General features: G+C 36.7%; 16 protein-coding genes. 12 read left to right on the top strand and 4 right to left on the bottom strand.

Going from position 1 to position 17460, the window contains the following annotated elements:
• Positions 1-72 precede the first annotated feature (72 nt).
• The 5 genes from ACMAYX_RS11025 (at position 73) to ACMAYX_RS11005 (ending at position 5548) form a co-directional block, all read left to right on the top strand.
• Positions 73-717, top strand: coding sequence for a TonB family protein (locus ACMAYX_RS11025; RefSeq protein WP_392990919.1), 645 nt, complete (start codon positions 73-75; stop codon positions 715-717).
• A gap of 8 nt (positions 718-725) precedes the next feature.
• The gene (locus ACMAYX_RS11020; protein ID WP_392990921.1) at positions 726-2048 is read left to right on the top strand and encodes a TolB family protein; all 1323 of its coding nucleotides are present in this window, start codon (positions 726-728) and stop codon (positions 2046-2048) included.
• Between the two features lie 130 nt (positions 2049-2178).
• On the top strand, positions 2179-3726 hold the full coding sequence (locus tag ACMAYX_RS11015) for a sigma-54-dependent Fis family transcriptional regulator (RefSeq protein WP_103216370.1): 1548 nt from the start codon (positions 2179-2181) through the stop codon (positions 3724-3726).
• A 78-nt stretch (positions 3727-3804) separates the two neighbouring features.
• Positions 3805-3978, top strand: coding sequence for a hypothetical protein (locus tag ACMAYX_RS11010; RefSeq protein WP_158246753.1), 174 nt, complete (start codon positions 3805-3807; stop codon positions 3976-3978).
• A gap of 139 nt (positions 3979-4117) precedes the next feature.
• The gene (locus ACMAYX_RS11005; RefSeq protein WP_103216371.1) at positions 4118-5548 is read left to right on the top strand and encodes an HD domain-containing protein; all 1431 of its coding nucleotides are present in this window, start codon (positions 4118-4120) and stop codon (positions 5546-5548) included.
• Here ACMAYX_RS11005 and ACMAYX_RS11000 read toward each other — a convergent pair.
• On the bottom strand, positions 5526-6350 hold the full coding sequence (locus tag ACMAYX_RS11000; RefSeq protein ID WP_412469893.1) for a hypothetical protein: 825 nt from the start codon (positions 6348-6350) through the stop codon (positions 5526-5528). The genes ACMAYX_RS11005 and ACMAYX_RS11000 overlap by 23 nt on opposite strands.
• Positions 6351-6502: 152 nt before the next feature.
• Between ACMAYX_RS11000 and ACMAYX_RS10995 the strand changes: the two genes are divergently transcribed.
• From ACMAYX_RS10995 to ACMAYX_RS10970, 6 genes are all read left to right on the top strand, one after another.
• A complete protein-coding gene (locus ACMAYX_RS10995; protein WP_146037737.1) occupies positions 6503-7276 on the top strand; it encodes a cell division ATP-binding protein FtsE in 774 nt (257 codons plus the stop codon).
• Positions 7264-8061, top strand: a complete 798-nt coding sequence (locus ACMAYX_RS10990) for a hypothetical protein (RefSeq protein ID WP_103216374.1) — start codon at positions 7264-7266, stop codon at positions 8059-8061. The genes ACMAYX_RS10995 and ACMAYX_RS10990 overlap by 13 nt, the downstream gene beginning before the upstream one ends.
• Positions 8046-9098, top strand: coding sequence for a murein hydrolase activator EnvC family protein (locus ACMAYX_RS10985; RefSeq protein ID WP_392990925.1), 1053 nt, complete (start codon positions 8046-8048; stop codon positions 9096-9098). The genes ACMAYX_RS10990 and ACMAYX_RS10985 overlap by 16 nt, the downstream gene beginning before the upstream one ends.
• A 14-nt stretch (positions 9099-9112) precedes the next feature.
• On the top strand, positions 9113-10459 hold the full coding sequence (locus ACMAYX_RS10980) for a S41 family peptidase (protein WP_412469892.1): 1347 nt from the start codon (positions 9113-9115) through the stop codon (positions 10457-10459).
• 66 nt (positions 10460-10525) lie between these two features.
• Complete coding sequence (gene xseA, locus ACMAYX_RS10975) at positions 10526-11824, top strand: exodeoxyribonuclease VII large subunit (RefSeq protein WP_392990927.1); 1299 nt, start codon at positions 10526-10528, stop codon at positions 11822-11824.
• Complete coding sequence (locus ACMAYX_RS10970; RefSeq protein WP_412471949.1) at positions 11824-13260, top strand: histidine kinase dimerization/phospho-acceptor domain-containing protein; 1437 nt, start codon at positions 11824-11826, stop codon at positions 13258-13260. The genes xseA and ACMAYX_RS10970 overlap by 1 nt, the downstream gene beginning before the upstream one ends.
• Here ACMAYX_RS10970 and ACMAYX_RS10965 read toward each other — a convergent pair whose 3' ends face one another.
• From ACMAYX_RS10965 to ACMAYX_RS10955, 3 genes are all read right to left on the bottom strand, one after another.
• Positions 13261-14589 (bottom strand): PolC-type DNA polymerase III, encoded by a 1329-nt coding sequence (locus tag ACMAYX_RS10965; RefSeq protein WP_392990931.1) that lies wholly within the window; start codon positions 14587-14589, stop codon positions 13261-13263. It abuts the gene before it with no gap.
• A gap of 97 nt (positions 14590-14686) precedes the next feature.
• Complete coding sequence (locus ACMAYX_RS10960; protein WP_412471948.1) at positions 14687-15511, bottom strand: purine-nucleoside phosphorylase; 825 nt, start codon at positions 15509-15511, stop codon at positions 14687-14689.
• A gap of 8 nt (positions 15512-15519) precedes the next feature.
• Positions 15520-16839: a thymidine phosphorylase gene (locus tag ACMAYX_RS10955; protein ID WP_412470880.1), complete on the bottom strand. Its 1320-nt coding sequence runs from the start codon at positions 16837-16839 to the stop codon at positions 15520-15522.
• A gap of 161 nt (positions 16840-17000) precedes the next feature.
• On the opposite strand from ACMAYX_RS10955, the gene ACMAYX_RS10950 reads away from it, so the two are divergent.
• Entirely contained in the window at positions 17001-17396 is a 396-nt protein-coding gene (locus ACMAYX_RS10950; RefSeq protein WP_103216382.1) for a hypothetical protein, read from the top strand.
• Positions 17397-17460 lie beyond the last annotated feature (64 nt).

Below are 17460 nucleotides of genomic sequence, written 5' to 3'. Positions count from 1 at the left end.
CTAGGACTGTATCTTCTATCGATCTTCAAACTAGGAACACCTTTTGATCCAAAGAGGGCCAACCTAGATAAGGTGCGTGTAATTGGAAAGGCCATTAAGGTTGATGTTGTGGCCATGCCAAAAATGACTTATCAAGAGCTAAAAAAAATGGTTCCTCCGCCTCAAGAAAAAGTTGAAGTGATTAAGGAAAAGGCAAAGGAGACAGGCGGAAGCGATAAGGCCGTTCTTGAAAAAGCGGCAAAGCAAAAGTCTTTAAAAGATATGCTGTCAAAATTTGCGAACCGTAACGTAAAAACAGATACGAAAGCGAAATCAAAAGTAAAGCCTAAGCAAAAGGTCGTTGAAGATACAACTGACTATAGCAACATTATTGCAGCTGGAAATAAGTTAAGTGAGGGGTCCTCTTATACAGGAACTGGTAGCGCCCAGGCACAAGGTGACTTTGACAATTATGTTATCTCTGTAATGGAAGCCGTTAGAAAGCACTGGAGACTTCCAGCGTATCTAGCGAATCTTGAATTATCTTGTCACGTTCAGGTTTTCATCAATTCACAGGGTAAATTATTAGAATATAAAATTATAAAATCGAGTGGGAATGCGGAATATGATAGCAAGGCCGTGGGATCAATACGCGCGGTAGGCTCATTTCCTCGTCCGAAGAAAGAAATTACTAATAGGCTAGTGGCAGGTGAACTCGTTCTTGCCTTTCCTATATAGGAGTTTTTATGAAGTATTTAGTTTTTTTACTTATATGTTTTAACGTTATTGCTGATGGTGGACTGACTGTCGTCTCTGTAGGAGATGCTGAAGTTGTTAAAGAAAGCTTATTAGTTGAAAAAATATTCTCTGAAGGAGTTTTTACACCTAATGAAGTCGAGCAGTCAGAGAATTACATCAATATAGTAAGAAATGACTTTAAGTTTTATCAGAATTATTTCAACGTTCTGCCACGTCGTATCTCTCAGACATCTTTTGATAATGTACGATTTACAAATTATAAAACGAAAGAAACGAACTTCTTAGTTCGATTTAAGATTATTAGAAGTGCAACGCAAACGACATTATCGTATAAGCTTTGGAATATCGCTGCGGAACAAGAGCTTATATCAAAGTCGATTCCTTATGATGCCAATGATCGAGCTGCCATTCACGCTGTTTCAGATGAGATTTATCGTGCAATAGTAGGCAAGCCTTCTATCTTCAAAGATAAGATTGTTTTCGTTTCTGATTATAAAATGCCAGATGGTAAGAAAGAACTATTCATGATGGATTTTGATGGTGCCAATCCAAAGAGATTAACATGGCACAATGGTGTTGTACTTTCTCCTGCGGTTTCACACGATGGATCTAAAATCGTTTACAGTTTGATTGATGAGTCAGTTAAAGGAGCAAAGAAGAACGTCAACCTAATGCTCTATGATGTAGCAACTAAGAAAACTAGTATTCTATCAAAGAGGCAAGGGATTAACTCTGGTGCAATCTTTACGAATAATGGTGATGAAATTATTCTTACGCTATCACATCAAGGTAATGCTGAGCTTTACCGTATGAACTTAAACACTCGTGCGATCACACGCCTAACGAAAAGCTATGCTCCTGACGTTGATCCATCACTTAGTGCGGATGGTTCAATCCTAACGTTCTTATCGGGAAGACCTGGGAAGCCAATGATCTACACAATGGATCCAGGTGGACTAGAGAAGAATGTGAAGCGTATTAGTTATGTCGGTAAATACAATGCAACTCCACGTTTTCACCCAAGTGCTTCAGAAATAGTTTTCTCAAGCTGGTTAGATAATCGTTTTGACCTCTTTAAGGTTGGTTCTGATGGCCAAAATCTCGTTAGATTAACAAAGGATTTCGGTTCAAATGAGGATCCAGAGTATTCAAAAGATGGACAGTTCATTATTTTTACAAGTTTGAGGGTTCTTTCACAGTCTAAGGCCACTCAAAGTGTCTATATTATGGACACTTGGGGTAAAATCCTAGGGCCACTGACCTCAAATTTCGGAAAGTGTACAAGTGGTAGATGGCTTAAGTCATTATAATCACAGTATATCTATATTTTTTTTGAACAACCGAGTATTTTAGTCTTGTAAAAAATTCAGACGCGCTGTATCATGAACTTAGATTAACGCTTCGCAAAACACACACTAAAAATTACACGGGAGTTTATACATGACAATCGAAATGAAAAAAGAATCAACAAAAATTGAAAATCTACTGTCTACACTTCTTACAACTTTAGATGAGCAGGTTTTCTTTTCTGAACTATCAAAATTCTTTAAATCAGAAATCGTTTGTGATGAAATCATCGTAAACCTTGCACACGAAGACGGAAGCTGTCGCATGGTTGCTAAAGATGCTCGCGCTGTAAAGAACGCACAAAGAATTTCAAAAGGTCTTGGTGCAGTAGGACACGTAATCAAAACTAAGCGTGCTTACTTCTCAAACAACGTACAAAGAGATCCTCTATTTGCTTCGACAAAAACAGAAGTATCTCACTCTGAACTGTGTGTTCCAATGATCATCGATGGTGTAATCATCGGTACTATTTCTTTCAAAGGAAATAGCGAAGAAGTTAACTTTAAGAAAGAAGACATTAACATGGTTATCGATAGCCTAAACTCTATCCAAAAGCCACTTAAGAATATGAAAATGTATCTATCTGCTAAGTTCCTTAACGAATCACTAAAGCAGAAGATCGAAGAAAAAGAAATTGAACTAAAGAACTCTGTACCAGGTGTAACTCTATCTCGCTCAACAACTCAAGAGAAAGAGATCATCGGTAAGTCTGAAATCATGCAAGAGCTTCTAGTTGCAGTTGATCGTGTAGCTGCATCAGATGTTAACTCTTACATGGCAGGTGAGACTGGTGTTGGTAAAGAGATGATCGCTAGAAGAATTCACTGTCGTTCAGAGAGAAAGAATCACGCTTTCATCGTAGTTGACTGTTCAATGGGTAATGATGAGTACCTAGAATCAGAAATCTTCGGAAAAGAAGAAGTTGATGCTGTAAGAGGTTTCAGAATTAAAAAAGGTGCTCTAGAAGCAGCGAATGGTGGAACAATCTTCATTAACAATATTGATAAAATGCCAGTTAAAGTACAGGCAAGACTAATGAGCTTTATCAACGACCTTGCTTACTCAAGAGTTGGAACTCATGAAAAACTAAGATCAAACGTAAGAATTATTGCAGCTTCTTCTCTAAACATGAAAGAAAGTGTTGCACTAGGAACTTTTAGAGAAGACCTATTCTACAACCTATCAACAATTGGTTTAAGAATTCCTTCACTAAGAGAGAGAAAGTCAGATATTGAAATTCTAGCTAACCACTTCCTAAACCTAGGAAAGTTACCAGAAGCTCAAAAGTCTATGTCTCCAGGTGTTGTTAAGCTTCTTGAAGACTACAACTGGCCAGGAAACGTAAGAGAACTTCACTCAATCATGGAAAGAGCATATGTTCTATCTCCGGGAATGATTGTTGAAAGAGATCACCTTGCAGATAGCATTAAAGTTGAGCAAGCTGAAATTAATGAAGAAAAAGAAGAAATTAGAATTTTTAGAGAAATGACGCTAGGAGAAATTGAGAGAGAACATATCTGTCAAACTCTAGATCACCTAGGTGGTAACAAGACTAAAACAGCTAAGGTTCTTGGAATTACAGTTAAGACTCTTTATAACAAGCTGCACAGCTACGGTATGATTGAAGCAAAAGAAGCTTAATCAACCTTTAAAGAAGCTTAAAGAGAATTGATAAAGCGTACTTTTGAAGTTAATATGTCAGTCTAATAAGGAGAGCCCATGTCAACAGAAGACAATAGACTACCAAAGAACTTCAGAAATTCACCAGATTTAGAGAATTTCTACCGCTTTATCTATGAAAATAACTTAAGAAGTGAAGCGAAGAAAATTTTTGAAGCGTTAAAAGTCGCTACAACTCCTGTAAAGAAAAGAGGAAGAAAGAAAAAGTCTTAATCCTTGTATCTATCAACAAATTCATTATAAAATATAAGATGCCCGTTAATTAACGGGCTTTTTATGTACAGGATGTACGGTATGTCCACGGAGGCAGGAGCCGAGAGTGAACCAAGTACATTTATATTAAAGGATCAACATGGAAGTTGTCTCAAACGCTAAATTAGGTCTAAAAGTTTATGATCCATTATATGGATTCATCGACTTAACTCCACTTGAGATGGAGATTATCCACAGCCCATTTTTTCAAAGGCTGCGTTGGATTAAACAATTAGGATTTTCATTCTACGTTTTTCACGGTGCCGAGCATTCTCGCTATGGACATTGTATTGGCGTACTTAATAATGCTCATCTTATTCTAAGGTCAGTTGGCCGTGGTGTTGAAGATAATGAACTCTTTGTAAAAGAGCAGAAATCAAAAGAGGCCAAGTATCATCAGGCCATTCGAGTCTCAGCTCTTCTTCATGATATTGGAACATTTTGTTTTTCTCATACAACTGAGATGGCCTATATCAAGATAGGGGAGACAACAAATAAGAAAGGTGGAAAGGGATTACAAGACGATCACGAAAACCTAGGCTCATTCATTATCAAGAATACTGACTATGAAGGTGGCCTAACACGAATTCTAAAAGATCATGGAATTGATCCACAAGAAGTTTCAGATCTTGTTAAAGGAACACACTCGTCAATCCTTGCTAATCAAATTCTTCACTCTGAAATTGATTGTGACCGCATGGATTATCTTTTAAGAGATGCTCACTACACAGGTCTTAAGTATGGAACTTATGATAGGGAATATCTACTTCATCACTTCACAACAGAGAAGGTAGCAGGTCACGACATTCTTGCAATTAAAGAAAATGCTCTTCACTGTGTGGAAGACTTTTTAAGTGCACGCTTTGCTTGGTACTCGCAAGTTATTCGCTCTCCACGTGGATCAAAGTATGATGCAATTGCAGATGCCCTTTGCTATCACATGCTAGAAAAAGGTCATATTTATCGCTACAGTGATCTTCTCGATATTATCAGTAACGATCCTATGCGTTTTTACGGATTCAATGATTCATACTTTATGAATACAATTCATAAGCTTCTTGTAGATGGACAATTTGATAAGTATGCAGATATTAAAGATATGGCACGTATCCTTCTTCTAAGACATGGCGCTAAGAATATCGATACAAGTGACTTTTCACAAAGCTTGCTTGAACAAGATAATATTGGATTCAATGATAAACTCTTTAAGAAGACTGGTAATAAGGCCACTGATATCGTTAACTTCGTAAAAGAAAATGGAAGTGATGCTGATTGGGTTATTCCAGATATTCCTAAAAAGAAGATTATCTTTGTTAAGAGTCCAAGAGAGCTCGCAAAGAAGACAACATTAACAAACTTATTACTAGAGCGTGATCCAGTTAAAATAAGATTGGATGATGGCCAGGTTAAGCTACTTGCTGATGTTGAAAACTCAATAATCTCAAAGCTTTCAAATACTATGAGCTATACACCGAATTGCTTCTGCTCAGACGGTGCGTATAAATTACTTAAAGAACAAGGTGTGATTTAAGTTTTTTTGCCCTTTCGATTAGGGGTAAGTAGATACCTTCAAGACTTGCCCCATCGTATTCAATTTTTGATAGCTTCCCAGTTAGTAGCTCAAGATTCGAGTTCACAAAAAGTACTTCAGTATAGCCTTCAAAAGTTGGGTAATCCCTTACAAAGGCTTTTTCTTCAATAGAATTCTCTAAATTTAAAAGTAAGCAAATGATATTAGCACTTCCTTTTCTTTGTGGAATACGAGGAATGATAAAACTTAAATTCTCAATGAGATTATTTAGATATTCTTCTCTCTGTTCTTGCCCAAAAGTGACCATCGTCTTATTTGTGATTGAAAAGAAAGTTGCCTCAACACCCATAAAGCGATGAGATTCATTATCAATTGATAACAGAGAAATTGTTTCATCACGAGGCGAGAGAATGTATTGGCAAGTTAGCTTGTCGTAGGGTGGAACAAAGATAAACTCTTCGAATCGGCCAGATAAATTTGGGTTAAGAGCGATGACCTCAATAAAATTAGATTCAACTTCTGCACATAACATTCCAACAGTGATTGCACGTATTCGACTGTTTTGATCAAGATATTCATTGCAAAGTGTTTTATCTGTAAAGGCCAGGGTCACATTAATCCCGACCTCATCAATTCGCTTCGTTCTAAATCGCGGGCCAATATCAACAGCTGTGTCGATGACATAGATGATGTCATAAAATGAAAGATTTCGAATTTCATAATCTCCATCAACACTACTGTCTTGTAAGAGGGAAGACAGTAGATGGGCATCGACTTGCTTTCCATTAATTTTTTCAAGCACTTTGACCTCGCTTTAACTGATTTGCACCTGATTCTACGTATAAAATTTGTTTCCTTCAACAGGTGAAAGATAAAGATTTACTTATTTGACGCGCATGGTCGGTCTTTTTATCTACCTTTGCTTAAAATTTGATTTTGTTATAAAATTATAGAGTGGCAAAGAGGATTTTTGCCCAATTCAAGTTAGGAAGATTTGAATATTTAAATGAAGGACTCATATCAATGATCTCAAGCAGTTACGCGAATCAAGCAAGTAATTTATTTGGAAACCAGAATTTAAATACGAATATGTATTTTACGCTGGAGAATGTCACTGTTGATTTCGACGGAATCAAGGCCATTTCCAATATCAATTTGCAAATTAGAAAAGGTGAAATTGTCTTTGTTACCGGGGCTTCTGGAGCAGGGAAAACAACACTTCTAAATGTTCTTGCAGGAAACGTTTCACCGACGAGCGGAACGATTAAAATTGATGATCGAGTTTTTACAACACAAGTTTTTCAAGATTTAAGACTGATTGAAAATATGAGTCTAATCGATAATTTACAATTTGCATTTGATCCAAGTGTGTATCGTTCTCGCAAAGAATTTGAGAGCGACTTAAACGAGCTAATTAAAATTCTAGGAATTAAAAATCGCGTAAAACTTAAGGCCAAGGATGCTAATGGGGGACTAAGACAAAAAGTTGCCATCATTCGCGCGCTACTTGCAAAGCCTGACGTATTTATTGCGGATGAGCCATCAAGTTCACTAGACTTTGATAATACAAAAAGACTTTTTGATTTATTAAATATCTATAATGCGAAAAGAGGGACAACTATTATTTGGGCCTCTCATAATCGCGAATTAGTACAACGTTTCACGGGACGAATTATCCACCTAGATAACTCTCGTCTAATCCACTCGGGGCATGCATGTTTTATTTAAAAGAATTAGCTCGTTTCACAAAAAATAATCTTTTTGGGCAAGCGCTTTTTTCTCTTTTAACAATCTCTCTTGTTATTTCTGTTTCTAACTATGACAGTTTTAAAAAGAAGATTTCAAATGCGCTTCCTGCAATTCAAAATGAGTATTACTTTAATGCTCTCGTTGATGGGGATTTAAACACATCAAGTATTTCTAGAAAGATTAAGGGACTACCTGGAGTAAAGGGTGTTGAAGCGATCAGTGCAACAAAGAGCATGGCCGTAACAAACCAACTTAAAGATGTTCTAGAACTTGGAAAAGATGAAATTACTTCAATTATCTCAATGAAGGGTTTAAAAATTATTTTAGATGAGAAAGTTTCGGAGAGTTCGACTAACCTTATTAGAGAATACTTAGTTCGTTTAACAGGTAAGGACAATGTTGTTCTAGGAAGTGTGAGAAAGAAAATTTCAAATTCACAATCTTGGAAAAATGTAATGAATGAACTAAAGAGAAGACCGCTTCAAGTTTTAATCACTGTTCTAGCTCTTTTTTGGGTTGTTGCTTTTATGACTATTAAGCGCAACTTAAAGCAGGTTTCTTACCTTATTGAAAAGTTTCAAAGAAAGAAGAATGTAGCTTTCAAAATGTACACAGTTAATATTATCGCATCAACTCTTATTGGTTGCGCTCTATCATTTGCCTTCTTCTCTCCGGATGAAGTTTTTACATTAATAGTAAGTGCAGCATTATTAACAACTTCTGCGTGGTACACGATCGGGAAACTTGAATGGCAAAAAGCTTAGTTCTTTTCACAGTTCTATTAATTACTTCAGCTTCAATGAGGGCCGAGGCGGCACCAAACTTGAATGCGATTAAAGGGCAGGTAACTGATTCTCGCAGCAAGATCGACAATTACAAAAAGTCGATTCAATCAATCGAAACACAATTACAGACAAAGAATGAAGACTATCTTCAGGCCATGAAATCAAGACAAGATCTTGATTATCAAATTTTTGAATTAGAAAAAAATCTTAATCAATCTTTATTTGACCTGGAATCAGATAAAGTTCGTGTAAAAAAGACGATTCGTCATGTTGCCTTAAGTTACATGGAAAACTCGACGCACGAAGACCTTGTGAAAAGTCAGCTTCTTTTAAAGTCTCTAAAGAATGAAAAGAAAGAGATTCAATCAAAAATTGATTATTGTACAGACCTAAAAAAGAAGACATTTGAACTTAGAACTCGTTTGAGTGAAACAGTAAAAATAGAAAGAGAGCTTTATACTCTTTTACAAGAGCTTGAAACTCGTAAAAGCTCAACTGTTCAAGAATTCTTAACTGAAAAAGAAAATCACGAAAAGTTAAAATCAGAATATAGTAAGTTAAGAAAATCACAACAACTTGCTAAAAAGAAAGCTCAAGCAAAACTAAAAGTAAGTAAAAACAAAGCAAGTAGCTCTTCGACTAAGTTAGTTGCTAATTTTGCTGTTCCTGTTAAAAAATTTATTTCGACAGAAAATGGCAAGAAAGGAATTACTTATACTGTTAAGAGTGGACAAGAAATTTTTGCAACCAAAGCTGGAAAAGTTGAATATGTAGGTTCACTGGCCAACGTAGGTAATGTGATTATGGTGGATCATGGAAATGATATTCGTAGTATCTATCTTGGTGACTTCGCAGCAAGCGTAAAAAAGGGACAAGCTGTTGATCTTGGCTCATCTGTTGCAAAAACAAGATTCTCAATTAAGAAGGGGAATCTAAGTAAAGTTTATTTTGAAATTAGAAAGAAAAATACAGCACAAAATACAGCACAACTAATTAATAATAAAATTAATATTTAAAATTAGGAATAATAATGAAAAAGCTATTTGTTGCTCTTATGCTTACGGCATTTGTAGCACCTGCTCAGGCAAAGCAAACTGAGAGGTCGCGTTTTGAAAAGCTCGAACTCTTCAATAAAGTTATTCATATCATCGAAACAAATTATTACCGAAAGGTAGATATTGATAAGCTCATTGATGGAGCACTAAAGGGAATGTTTCAAACATTAGACCCTCACTCTGCATTTTTAGATGAAGAAGTATTCAAGAAGATGCAAGAAGACACAAGTGGCGAGTATGGTGGACTTGGAATAGAAGTTACGCAAAAAGATGGTGTTCTTGTCATTACAACTCCAATCGAGGATTCTCCTGCTGAAAAAGCGGGCCTTCTGCCAGGAGATAAAATTGTTGAAATTAATAATGAGTCAACAATTGGTATCACTCTTGATGAAGCCGTTGATCGTATGAAAGGTGAGCTTGGAACTGTTATTAACCTAGGAATCCTAAGAGCTGGTGAAAAAGATATTCGTAACTTCAAGGTAAAGCGCCAAAAGATCAAGACTAAGCCAGTTAAGTCATTTGCAGTAAATAACTATGCTGTTATTCGTTTAAGCCAATTTCAAAAAGATGCAGCTGAATATGTAGTAAAGGCGCTTAAAAAAGAAAAAAAGAAACTTGGAAAGAATTTTAGAGGAGTTGTTCTAGATCTTCGCTCGAACCCAGGTGGACTTTTAAATGAAGCAGTAAATCTTGCTTCAATCTTTTTAAATGATGGAGTAGTTGTTTCGACTGAAGGTCGTGATCCAAAGAATAAAGAAATTCGTTATGTTAAAAAGAGTGGCCATAAAGAACTAGAGATACCTGTTGCTGTATTAATTAACGGCTCAAGTGCTTCTGCTTCTGAAATTGTGGCAGGTGCTCTCCAAGATCACAAGCGTGCTCTAATTGTTGGGACAAATTCTTTTGGAAAAGGAAGTGTACAAACCGTTTCTCAAGTTTCAGAAGAGCAGGGGATTAAACTTACAATTGCCCAGTATATGACACCAAAAGGAAGAAAAATTCAGGCCCTTGGTATTAGGCCTGATGTTCAAGTTTCACAAGTCGAAGGTGAATTTGTTGAAGAGCATATGTATGATGATGGTGGAGTAAGAGAAGTCGATCTTAGAAATCACTTAACGGCCACTGTTGAAACTGAAGAAGAAAAGGAAGCTCGTCTTAAGCGTGAAAAAGCAGCACGTCTAAAAAGAATTGAAAGAGCAAAAGAAATCAATCAAAAGAAAGATGAATCATCGGTAGCTAGAAAGTATTCGGCCGACAAAGACTACCAAGTTCTTCAGGCAATTAAATTTTTAAACGCAGTCAATAAATTTCAAAATATCTAGTTGAAATCACAGTGGGATGACGCTCTTTGTCTTCCCACTTTGTGCCTTTTTTAACATCATTAAGGGATGAATAATAAAGTCCCATCAGTCTCACAACTCGTAAATCACATTAAGAAAAATCTCGAGTCTAATTATCAAAATATTAGTGTAACAGGAGAGGTTTCAAACCTTAGCTCCTCTGGTGCAGGACATTGGTATTTCTCACTTGGTGATGGCAGTGCCCTCATGCAAATGGCCCTCTTTAAAATGGATGCCATGAGAAATCCAGTCATTAAAAATATTCGTGCAGGAGATAAAGTTATTGTCTCTGGTTCTGTTTCTGTTTATCCGAGTCGTGGAACTTTTCAGTTAATTGTTAAGCGTATTGTGCCGGCGGGTAAGGGTGATCTTCAGGAACAATTTGAATTATTAAAAAAGAAACTTCAAGCAGAAGGTCTTTTTGATATGAGTTCAAAGCAGCCGATACCGACGATGCCAAAACGCATCGGTGTAATTACGGCAAAGGGAGCCGCGGCCCTGCAAGACTTTTTAAATGTATCTCAAAGAAGATCTGAGTATCATCAGGTTCTTCTTTCACCGGCCCTGGTTCAAGGAGTAAATGCTCCTGCCTCAATTCGTAAGGCCCTTGAAAAACTCATTGCTTATCATTTAAAGGCAAAAGAAGAGGGGCGTACTAAAGATATGTTAGATGTCATCGTTCTCACTCGTGGTGGTGGGTCGATGGAAGACCTCTGGGCGTTTAATGACGAAGCACTTGCTTGGGATATTTATAATTGCCCAATCCCAACGATTAGTGCCGTTGGTCACCAAGTGGACTTTACCATCTCTGATTATGTGGCCGATCTTAGGATGGAGACGCCTTCAGCTGCTGCAGAAGTTTTAACTCAAAAATTTATGGCCTTAGATTCTGATATGAATCGCATTCGTAAGGATTTAAAAGGTGCCATGAATATGGAACTTCGTCGTCGCTATGATGTTCTTTCTGAAACGTCACCGAAGAGTTTCCTCATTGCTCTTAAATCGAAAATTTCAGATTATAAGCATGAGCTTGAGAAGCTAAATCTTATTAAGAGAAAAGAACAGATCCTATCTCTTTATGAATATACTTTTGAGCTTGATCGCCTTAGTCGTCAGCTCGTAAAAGCAATCCAAAATAAAATTGTGAATTATAAAAATAAGAATATGGAATTTGAAAAAATTCTCGGTGCCTTAAATCCTAAAAATGTTCTAACTCGTGGATATGCCTATACTCAAATTGGCGATAAAGTTATCAGTAGTGCCAAAGACATGGCAAAGCTTGAAAATGTCGATGTGGATATTCACTACGCTGACGGTAAGGTGACTCTTCATAAAGGAGTTAACTAGTGAGTGCATCTCTTGGCTTTCAAGATAGTGAAGTTAATTCGCCTAAACAAAATTTTTACTACCACTCAAATATAGAGATTGATGAAGAGCTGGAGCGCAATCTAAACTATTCTGGATTTAGCTCTAGTGATTATGAATTTGATTTTTCAATTGAATCTAGTATCCCTCTAATTGTTAAGTTAGAAGACCACATTATTGAGATTGAAACCATCGAGAATCTTAAAGAGCTTCTTCATTTCAAAAGAGAGCTTGCAAGAGTCTTTAAATTAAACTCTAGTATGGCCAGTGCCAATTTAGATGAAATGGAAATCGCAGGTCTTTATCTTGAAAAGGTATATCAAGATAATGATGAGAATTTTATAGCTGAACTTTTTAAGATTTCTGAAGTCAAAAATGAATTTAATATTAAGGTAATCGATAAGATCGATTCACATCTTTACCCTGTTAAAGAAGACTATTGCTTTGAAGATAGTACTTCTTATTATCTACTTACTGTTAAAGGGGATAGGGAAGAAGCTTTTTTGGCCGCACAAGCGATCGCCAATGTTATTCAATTAATTAATGTTAACCAAGAAGAGCTTTCAAGTGAGCAGTTAGGTGTTACAGACCTAATTAACAAATTGTCATATCCTGTTGTTATTTTGAGTGATGATGGTATCGTTCACTATCATAATGATCACTTTCTAAAGCTTGGTATCACACCAAATAATCTTATTAAGAATATTGATTCAGGATGGTTAGATATTGGTGATCAAAAGTATAAAATTCTCTCAAGTACAACTTCAAATTTAAAAACAATTTGTCTTGTTAAACAGGAATTCAATTATACAAAGTCTCACTCTGAACTTGGTATTATTACAAGCTCGATTGCCCACGAACTCAATAACCCGCTAGCGGGAATTCTTGCTGCCATTAATATGTTAGAACTTGAAGAGTGGGAAGAAGACGATTTAACAATCCTAAATGAAATGAAGGCATCAGCAAATCGTTGTAAAAATTTGATCAATACCTTCCTCGGTTTCGCCAAGGTTAACGATCAGCTAAGTCGCCAAAGTACTTTCTCTAGCATTCTTCAACAGGCGATCTCGCTACTAAGCAATCGAAAAATCGAATCGGGAATATCGATTCATACAAATATTTCAAATGATCTCAAAGAACATGCCATCAGTGGTGCGAGTCTTCCAATCATTCTCTACTTAATCCTAAGTGAGATGATGACGCTTAAAAATCACGAACTCTTAATTGATGCTAGCTCTAACTCAATCGATTGTAACTTCTATCGTAGTGAACACGATATCATTCTTACGGTTAAGAATCTCAATATCGAAGGACAAAAGAGTAAGATCTTAAACCGCTTAATCATCCACTTACTTGCACTTGAAAATTCACGGGTTGAAATTCATGGGCAGGATATTGTGATTTATAATTTGGTCTGATTAAATAAACGCTTCCGGATAATTATACTTATTCGGATTCACTTCAATGAACTTATCAAGTTGAGTAAAGAAGAAGTCCTTATTCTTAAGGGCAAATGAATCCTTAAAGATCATAAGCTCGCGTTCTTGGCGCAGGTTCTTTGCCATATAAAGATTAACAAGTTCCTGCAGCATTTCAGGGAAGTGAATTTCTTTAAGCTTCTGCGCTTTCTTGCGATTAGACTTTGAGTTGATATATTGAATTAGCTTCTTGTCGTGACCAGGGTAGCGAAAGATTAAACCTTGTCTAATCCCTAGGGCGCCAAGAGGGTAGATTGTATATTGTTCTGGCACAAGGTGATTCATAAGAACGAAGTCAGCTTGCTTGATTTTTTGAAGCTCTTCTTTGTACTCGGCGTTTAGTTCTTCTTTCGTACCATCGCCAATCAGGTTTTGACGAAGCATTGTGATGGCCTCTTCTTGATCGGCTTCATCCATTTTATTAAATGAATGATTAAAGCGAATAAGGGCCTCTAGAATTGGTCCACTAAGTTTAATGGAAATAGTTTGCCATTCGAGATCTTTAATACGCTCACTAATGAATTGAATCTCATTATCTTTGTTCGTACATGGGAAAGAGAAGAGGATCACTCCGTTTTGTCCTTTTACTGTAATAACAAAAGGAGCAAAAATCTTTTTCATCTTTGCTACGATCTCTTCGTGCTCACTTGTATCTTTTTTAAAGTTACAAAGATCAAGCTCGTAGCGATTCTTAGGGTAGTAAAGATGATTGATCTTCTTAATGTCTTTTTCAATAAAGATATTGAGATAGTTTAAGAAGAGTTGGGCCGTCGCGATAGCATCATCAAGGGCACGGTGTGCCTTTTGGTGAGAAATATTAAAAATACGCGACATATAGTTTAGATTCGAGTTCATGAGAGTTGGAATAAGATACTTCGTCATAAGGTTTGTACACAAACCCTTATTCTCAAGTTGCTTTCTTCCAAGCCTTTCTAAAACTGAATTTAAAAATGGAATATCAAATGAAGAGTTGTGAGCGATAAGAACTCGGTCACCAATAAACTCTAGAACTTCATCAATAACGGCATCAATTATTGGTGCGCCCTCAACTTCATCTTGTGTGATGGAAGTTAGCTTTTGAATGAAGTCTGGGATTTTTCTTTCTGGATTGATAAGAAAGCTTTTTTGAGCTCCTACTTCCAGGTTATCGATTTGGACAAGTCCAATTTCAATGATTTTATCTTTTTTCTGGTTTCCACCAGTCGTTTCTAAATCGAAGACGCAGAAGCTCATGTCTGCTAGCATTTTCTTTGAAGAATGTGTTTCCATCAATAATCCATGAAAGCCGAGTATTCACTCGTGGTTAGGTATTGAATAGATTATAGCAAAGTTCTCCCCACCGAGGTAGGGAGAAATTATGATTTTTTTATTTGATATTTGAGATAACTTCTTCAAGAAGCTCTAGAAATTTCTTCATTACACGAGCGGCCTCGTGCTTAATATCATCGTGATTTAGTTTAGTATTCTCAATCCCTGCTGCCATATTTGTCACACAAGAGATACCAAGAACATCAAGTCCCATGTGGTTAGCAGCAATACACTCTTGTACTGTCGACATTCCAACAAGGTCTCCACCAAAATTACGATACATACGAATTTCCGCAGGTGTTTCATAAGTTGGTCCCATTACACCAACATAAACACCCTCTTTAAGATCATATGAAATATTCTTTGCCGAAGCATGTGCAATTTCTTTAAGAGCAGGTGACCATGCATAAGTCATATCTGGAAAACGAGTTCCTAGCTCTTCAATATTTTCTCCCACAAGACAGTTTTCACCAGTTAAGTTTAAGTGATCTGTAATTAGAACAAGTGAACCAGAGCTGTAATTTAAATTAATTCCACCAGCAGCATTTGTGATGATTAGATTCTTAATACCAAGTGTTTTTAAAACGCGAACAGGAAAAACAACTTCATCAAGAGAGTGGCCTTCATAGCGGTGAATACGTCCTTGCATAACAGCTACAACTTTTCCACCTAGCTCACCCATAACAAGTTGACCTTTGTGGCCCTTAACTTTTGTCTTTTTAAAACCTGGGATTTCTTCGTAGCTGATTTCAACTTTGTTTTCTAAAAGGTTAGCAAATTCACCAAGTCCTGAACCTAGGATAACTCCAATATCAGGTGCCTTGTCATATTTGCTTTGGATATAACTTTTTGTCTCTTCTAGTCTTTTAAAAATTGCGTGCATACGTACCTCTAGATTTCCTTCACTTCAAAGATTAACTTACTTGCTTTAGGCTTAGCAGTTGTAACTTTAATATCTTTCTTTAAGTCTGCAAGGATAGTTTCAACTTGTTTCTTCTGATCTTTGTTATGGTAGATCTCAACAAGTGCTTCACCTTTAGAAACCTTGTCACCAACTTTCTTATTAAGAATAAAACCAACTCCAAAGTCGATCTTATCAGTTGCTTTTGCACGTCCACCACCAAGGCTTACACAGTGTAGGCCCATGTTCTTGCAAGCAATCGCAGAAACGTAACCATTCTTAGTTGCGCTAAATACAGTCTTCTCTTTTGCTAGAGGTAGGCGAGAGTAGTCGTCACAAACTTTTTCGTCTCCACCTTGAACCTTAATAAGGTTTTTGAAAACTTTAAGTGCTTTTCCATTATCAATTACTGCTTGCGCTTTCTTTTCACCTTCTTTAAGTGAATCAGCTTTTCCTGCAATATAGATCATGGCACCAGCAAGCTTAACACTGATATCAGTTAAGTCTTTTGGGCCATTACCTTTTAGTGTTTCAATTGATTCGATGATCTCTAGAGAGTTACCAATATACTGACCTAGTGGTTGATTCATATCTGTAATCATTGTGATCATACGCTTATCAAAGCGCTTTGCTGTATCACGAAGACTTTTTGCAAGTGCTTTTGCATCCTTGATATTATCCATGAATGCACCGTCACCAACTTTAATATCCATTACGATACCATTAGCACCTTCTGCTAATTTCTTACTCATGATTGATGCTGTAATTAATGGGATTGATTCAACTGTTCCCGTTACATCTCTTAGACCGTAGATGATTTTGTCAGCAGGAGCGATATCCTTTGTTTGACCAATAAGAACGATCTTCTCTTTATTAAGTTGCTTTTTGAATTGTTCAAGAGTTAGTTCAGTTTTGAATCCTTTAATCGATTCAACTTTATCAACTGTTCCACCTGTATGGCCTAAACCACGTCCGGCCATCATTGGAACCTTAACTCCGCATGCCGTAGCGATTGGGCCAAGAATGAACGATGCCTTGTCTCCAACACCACCAGTTGAGTGTTTGTCGATCACGTTCACTCCTGAGAACTTTAGCGTCTTTCCAGAGTAAAGCATGGCATCTGTAAGAGCGGCAGTTTCTTTTACGCTCATACCATTTAAGTAAATGGCCATTAGTAGTGCAGACATTTGATAGTCAGCAACGTCACCATTTGTAATCCCATTTATGAACCACTTAATTTCTTCATCTGTTAATTTTTTACCATCTCTTTTTTTTGAGATGATCTGATATGCGCTAAAATTTTCCGACATAGTATTCCTTTTAAAAATTTAATTCCCTAATAATTCCTGTGCATTTATTGCATCAAATTACTTATGCGTATAGAATAGTAAAAGGGTCATTATAGACACGGCCATTAGAGGTGGCAATGATGAAACTTAATGCGTAGCGCAGGGATTTTAAGGTTTTAGAAATGTTCAAAAAAATTATCATTATATGTTTAGCTCTTACATTTTCATTCTCTTCATTTGCACAAACAAATTTTAAGGAAGAAGGATTACGTGACTTAACAACTGTTGCTGGTCTTGGCCTTGGTGGAGCTATTCTTGGTCTGTCGACATTATCTTTTGTTGAGGAGCCTAAGGATCACCTTAAAAATATTCTCGTTGGTGCTGCTGTAGGGATTGTTGTTGGTGTTGGTGTTGTGGCCTACAATCAAGCTGCAAAGTCGCAGGCGACAATTCGTCAAACGGGCTACCGTGACTTTGATACGACTAGTCGTCTTAATTGGCATGCGTCAAATACGGCACAAGATATCAAAGAGTTTAATGCTGTAAATCCAAAAGTTGGTTGGTCGTTTAACTTCTAATTATTCTTTTTTATTGTCCATTTATGCTCAAACCTATACTCTAAGGCTAATTTTAGAATTAATT

Origin of the sequence: Halobacteriovorax sp. RT-2-3, assembly GCF_047085075.1 — a bacterium.
Lineage (GTDB): Bacteria > Bdellovibrionota > Bacteriovoracia > Bacteriovoracales > Bacteriovoracaceae > Halobacteriovorax_A.
This window is presented reverse-complemented; position numbering and strand designations above follow the sequence as displayed.

Bases quoted from the DNA above. Each gene is read 5' to 3' on its own strand.
- ACMAYX_RS11020 (WP_392990921.1), top strand. From the start codon at position 726: ATGAAGTATTTAGTTTTTTTACTTATATGTTTTAACGTTATTGCTGAT.
- ACMAYX_RS11015 (WP_103216370.1), top strand. From the start codon at position 2,179: ATGACAATCGAAATGAAAAAAGAATCAACAAAAATTGAAAATCTACTG.
- ACMAYX_RS11010 (WP_158246753.1), top strand. From the start codon at position 3,805: ATGTCAACAGAAGACAATAGACTACCAAAGAACTTCAGAAATTCACCA.
- ACMAYX_RS11005 (WP_103216371.1), top strand. From the start codon at position 4,118: ATGGAAGTTGTCTCAAACGCTAAATTAGGTCTAAAAGTTTATGATCCA.
- ACMAYX_RS10990 (WP_103216374.1), top strand. From the start codon at position 7,264: ATGTTTTATTTAAAAGAATTAGCTCGTTTCACAAAAAATAATCTTTTT.
- ACMAYX_RS10985 (WP_392990925.1), top strand. From the start codon at position 8,046: ATGGCAAAAAGCTTAGTTCTTTTCACAGTTCTATTAATTACTTCAGCT.
- ACMAYX_RS10980 (WP_412469892.1), top strand. From the start codon at position 9,113: ATGAAAAAGCTATTTGTTGCTCTTATGCTTACGGCATTTGTAGCACCT.
- xseA (WP_392990927.1), top strand. From the start codon at position 10,526: ATGAATAATAAAGTCCCATCAGTCTCACAACTCGTAAATCACATTAAG.
- ACMAYX_RS10965 (WP_392990931.1), bottom strand. From the start codon at position 14,589: ATGGAAACACATTCTTCAAAGAAAATGCTAGCAGACATGAGCTTCTGC.
- ACMAYX_RS10960 (WP_412471948.1), bottom strand. From the start codon at position 15,511: ATGCACGCAATTTTTAAAAGACTAGAAGAGACAAAAAGTTATATCCAA.
- ACMAYX_RS10955 (WP_412470880.1), bottom strand. From the start codon at position 16,839: ATGTCGGAAAATTTTAGCGCATATCAGATCATCTCAAAAAAAAGAGAT.
- ACMAYX_RS10950 (WP_103216382.1), top strand. From the start codon at position 17,001: ATGTTCAAAAAAATTATCATTATATGTTTAGCTCTTACATTTTCATTC.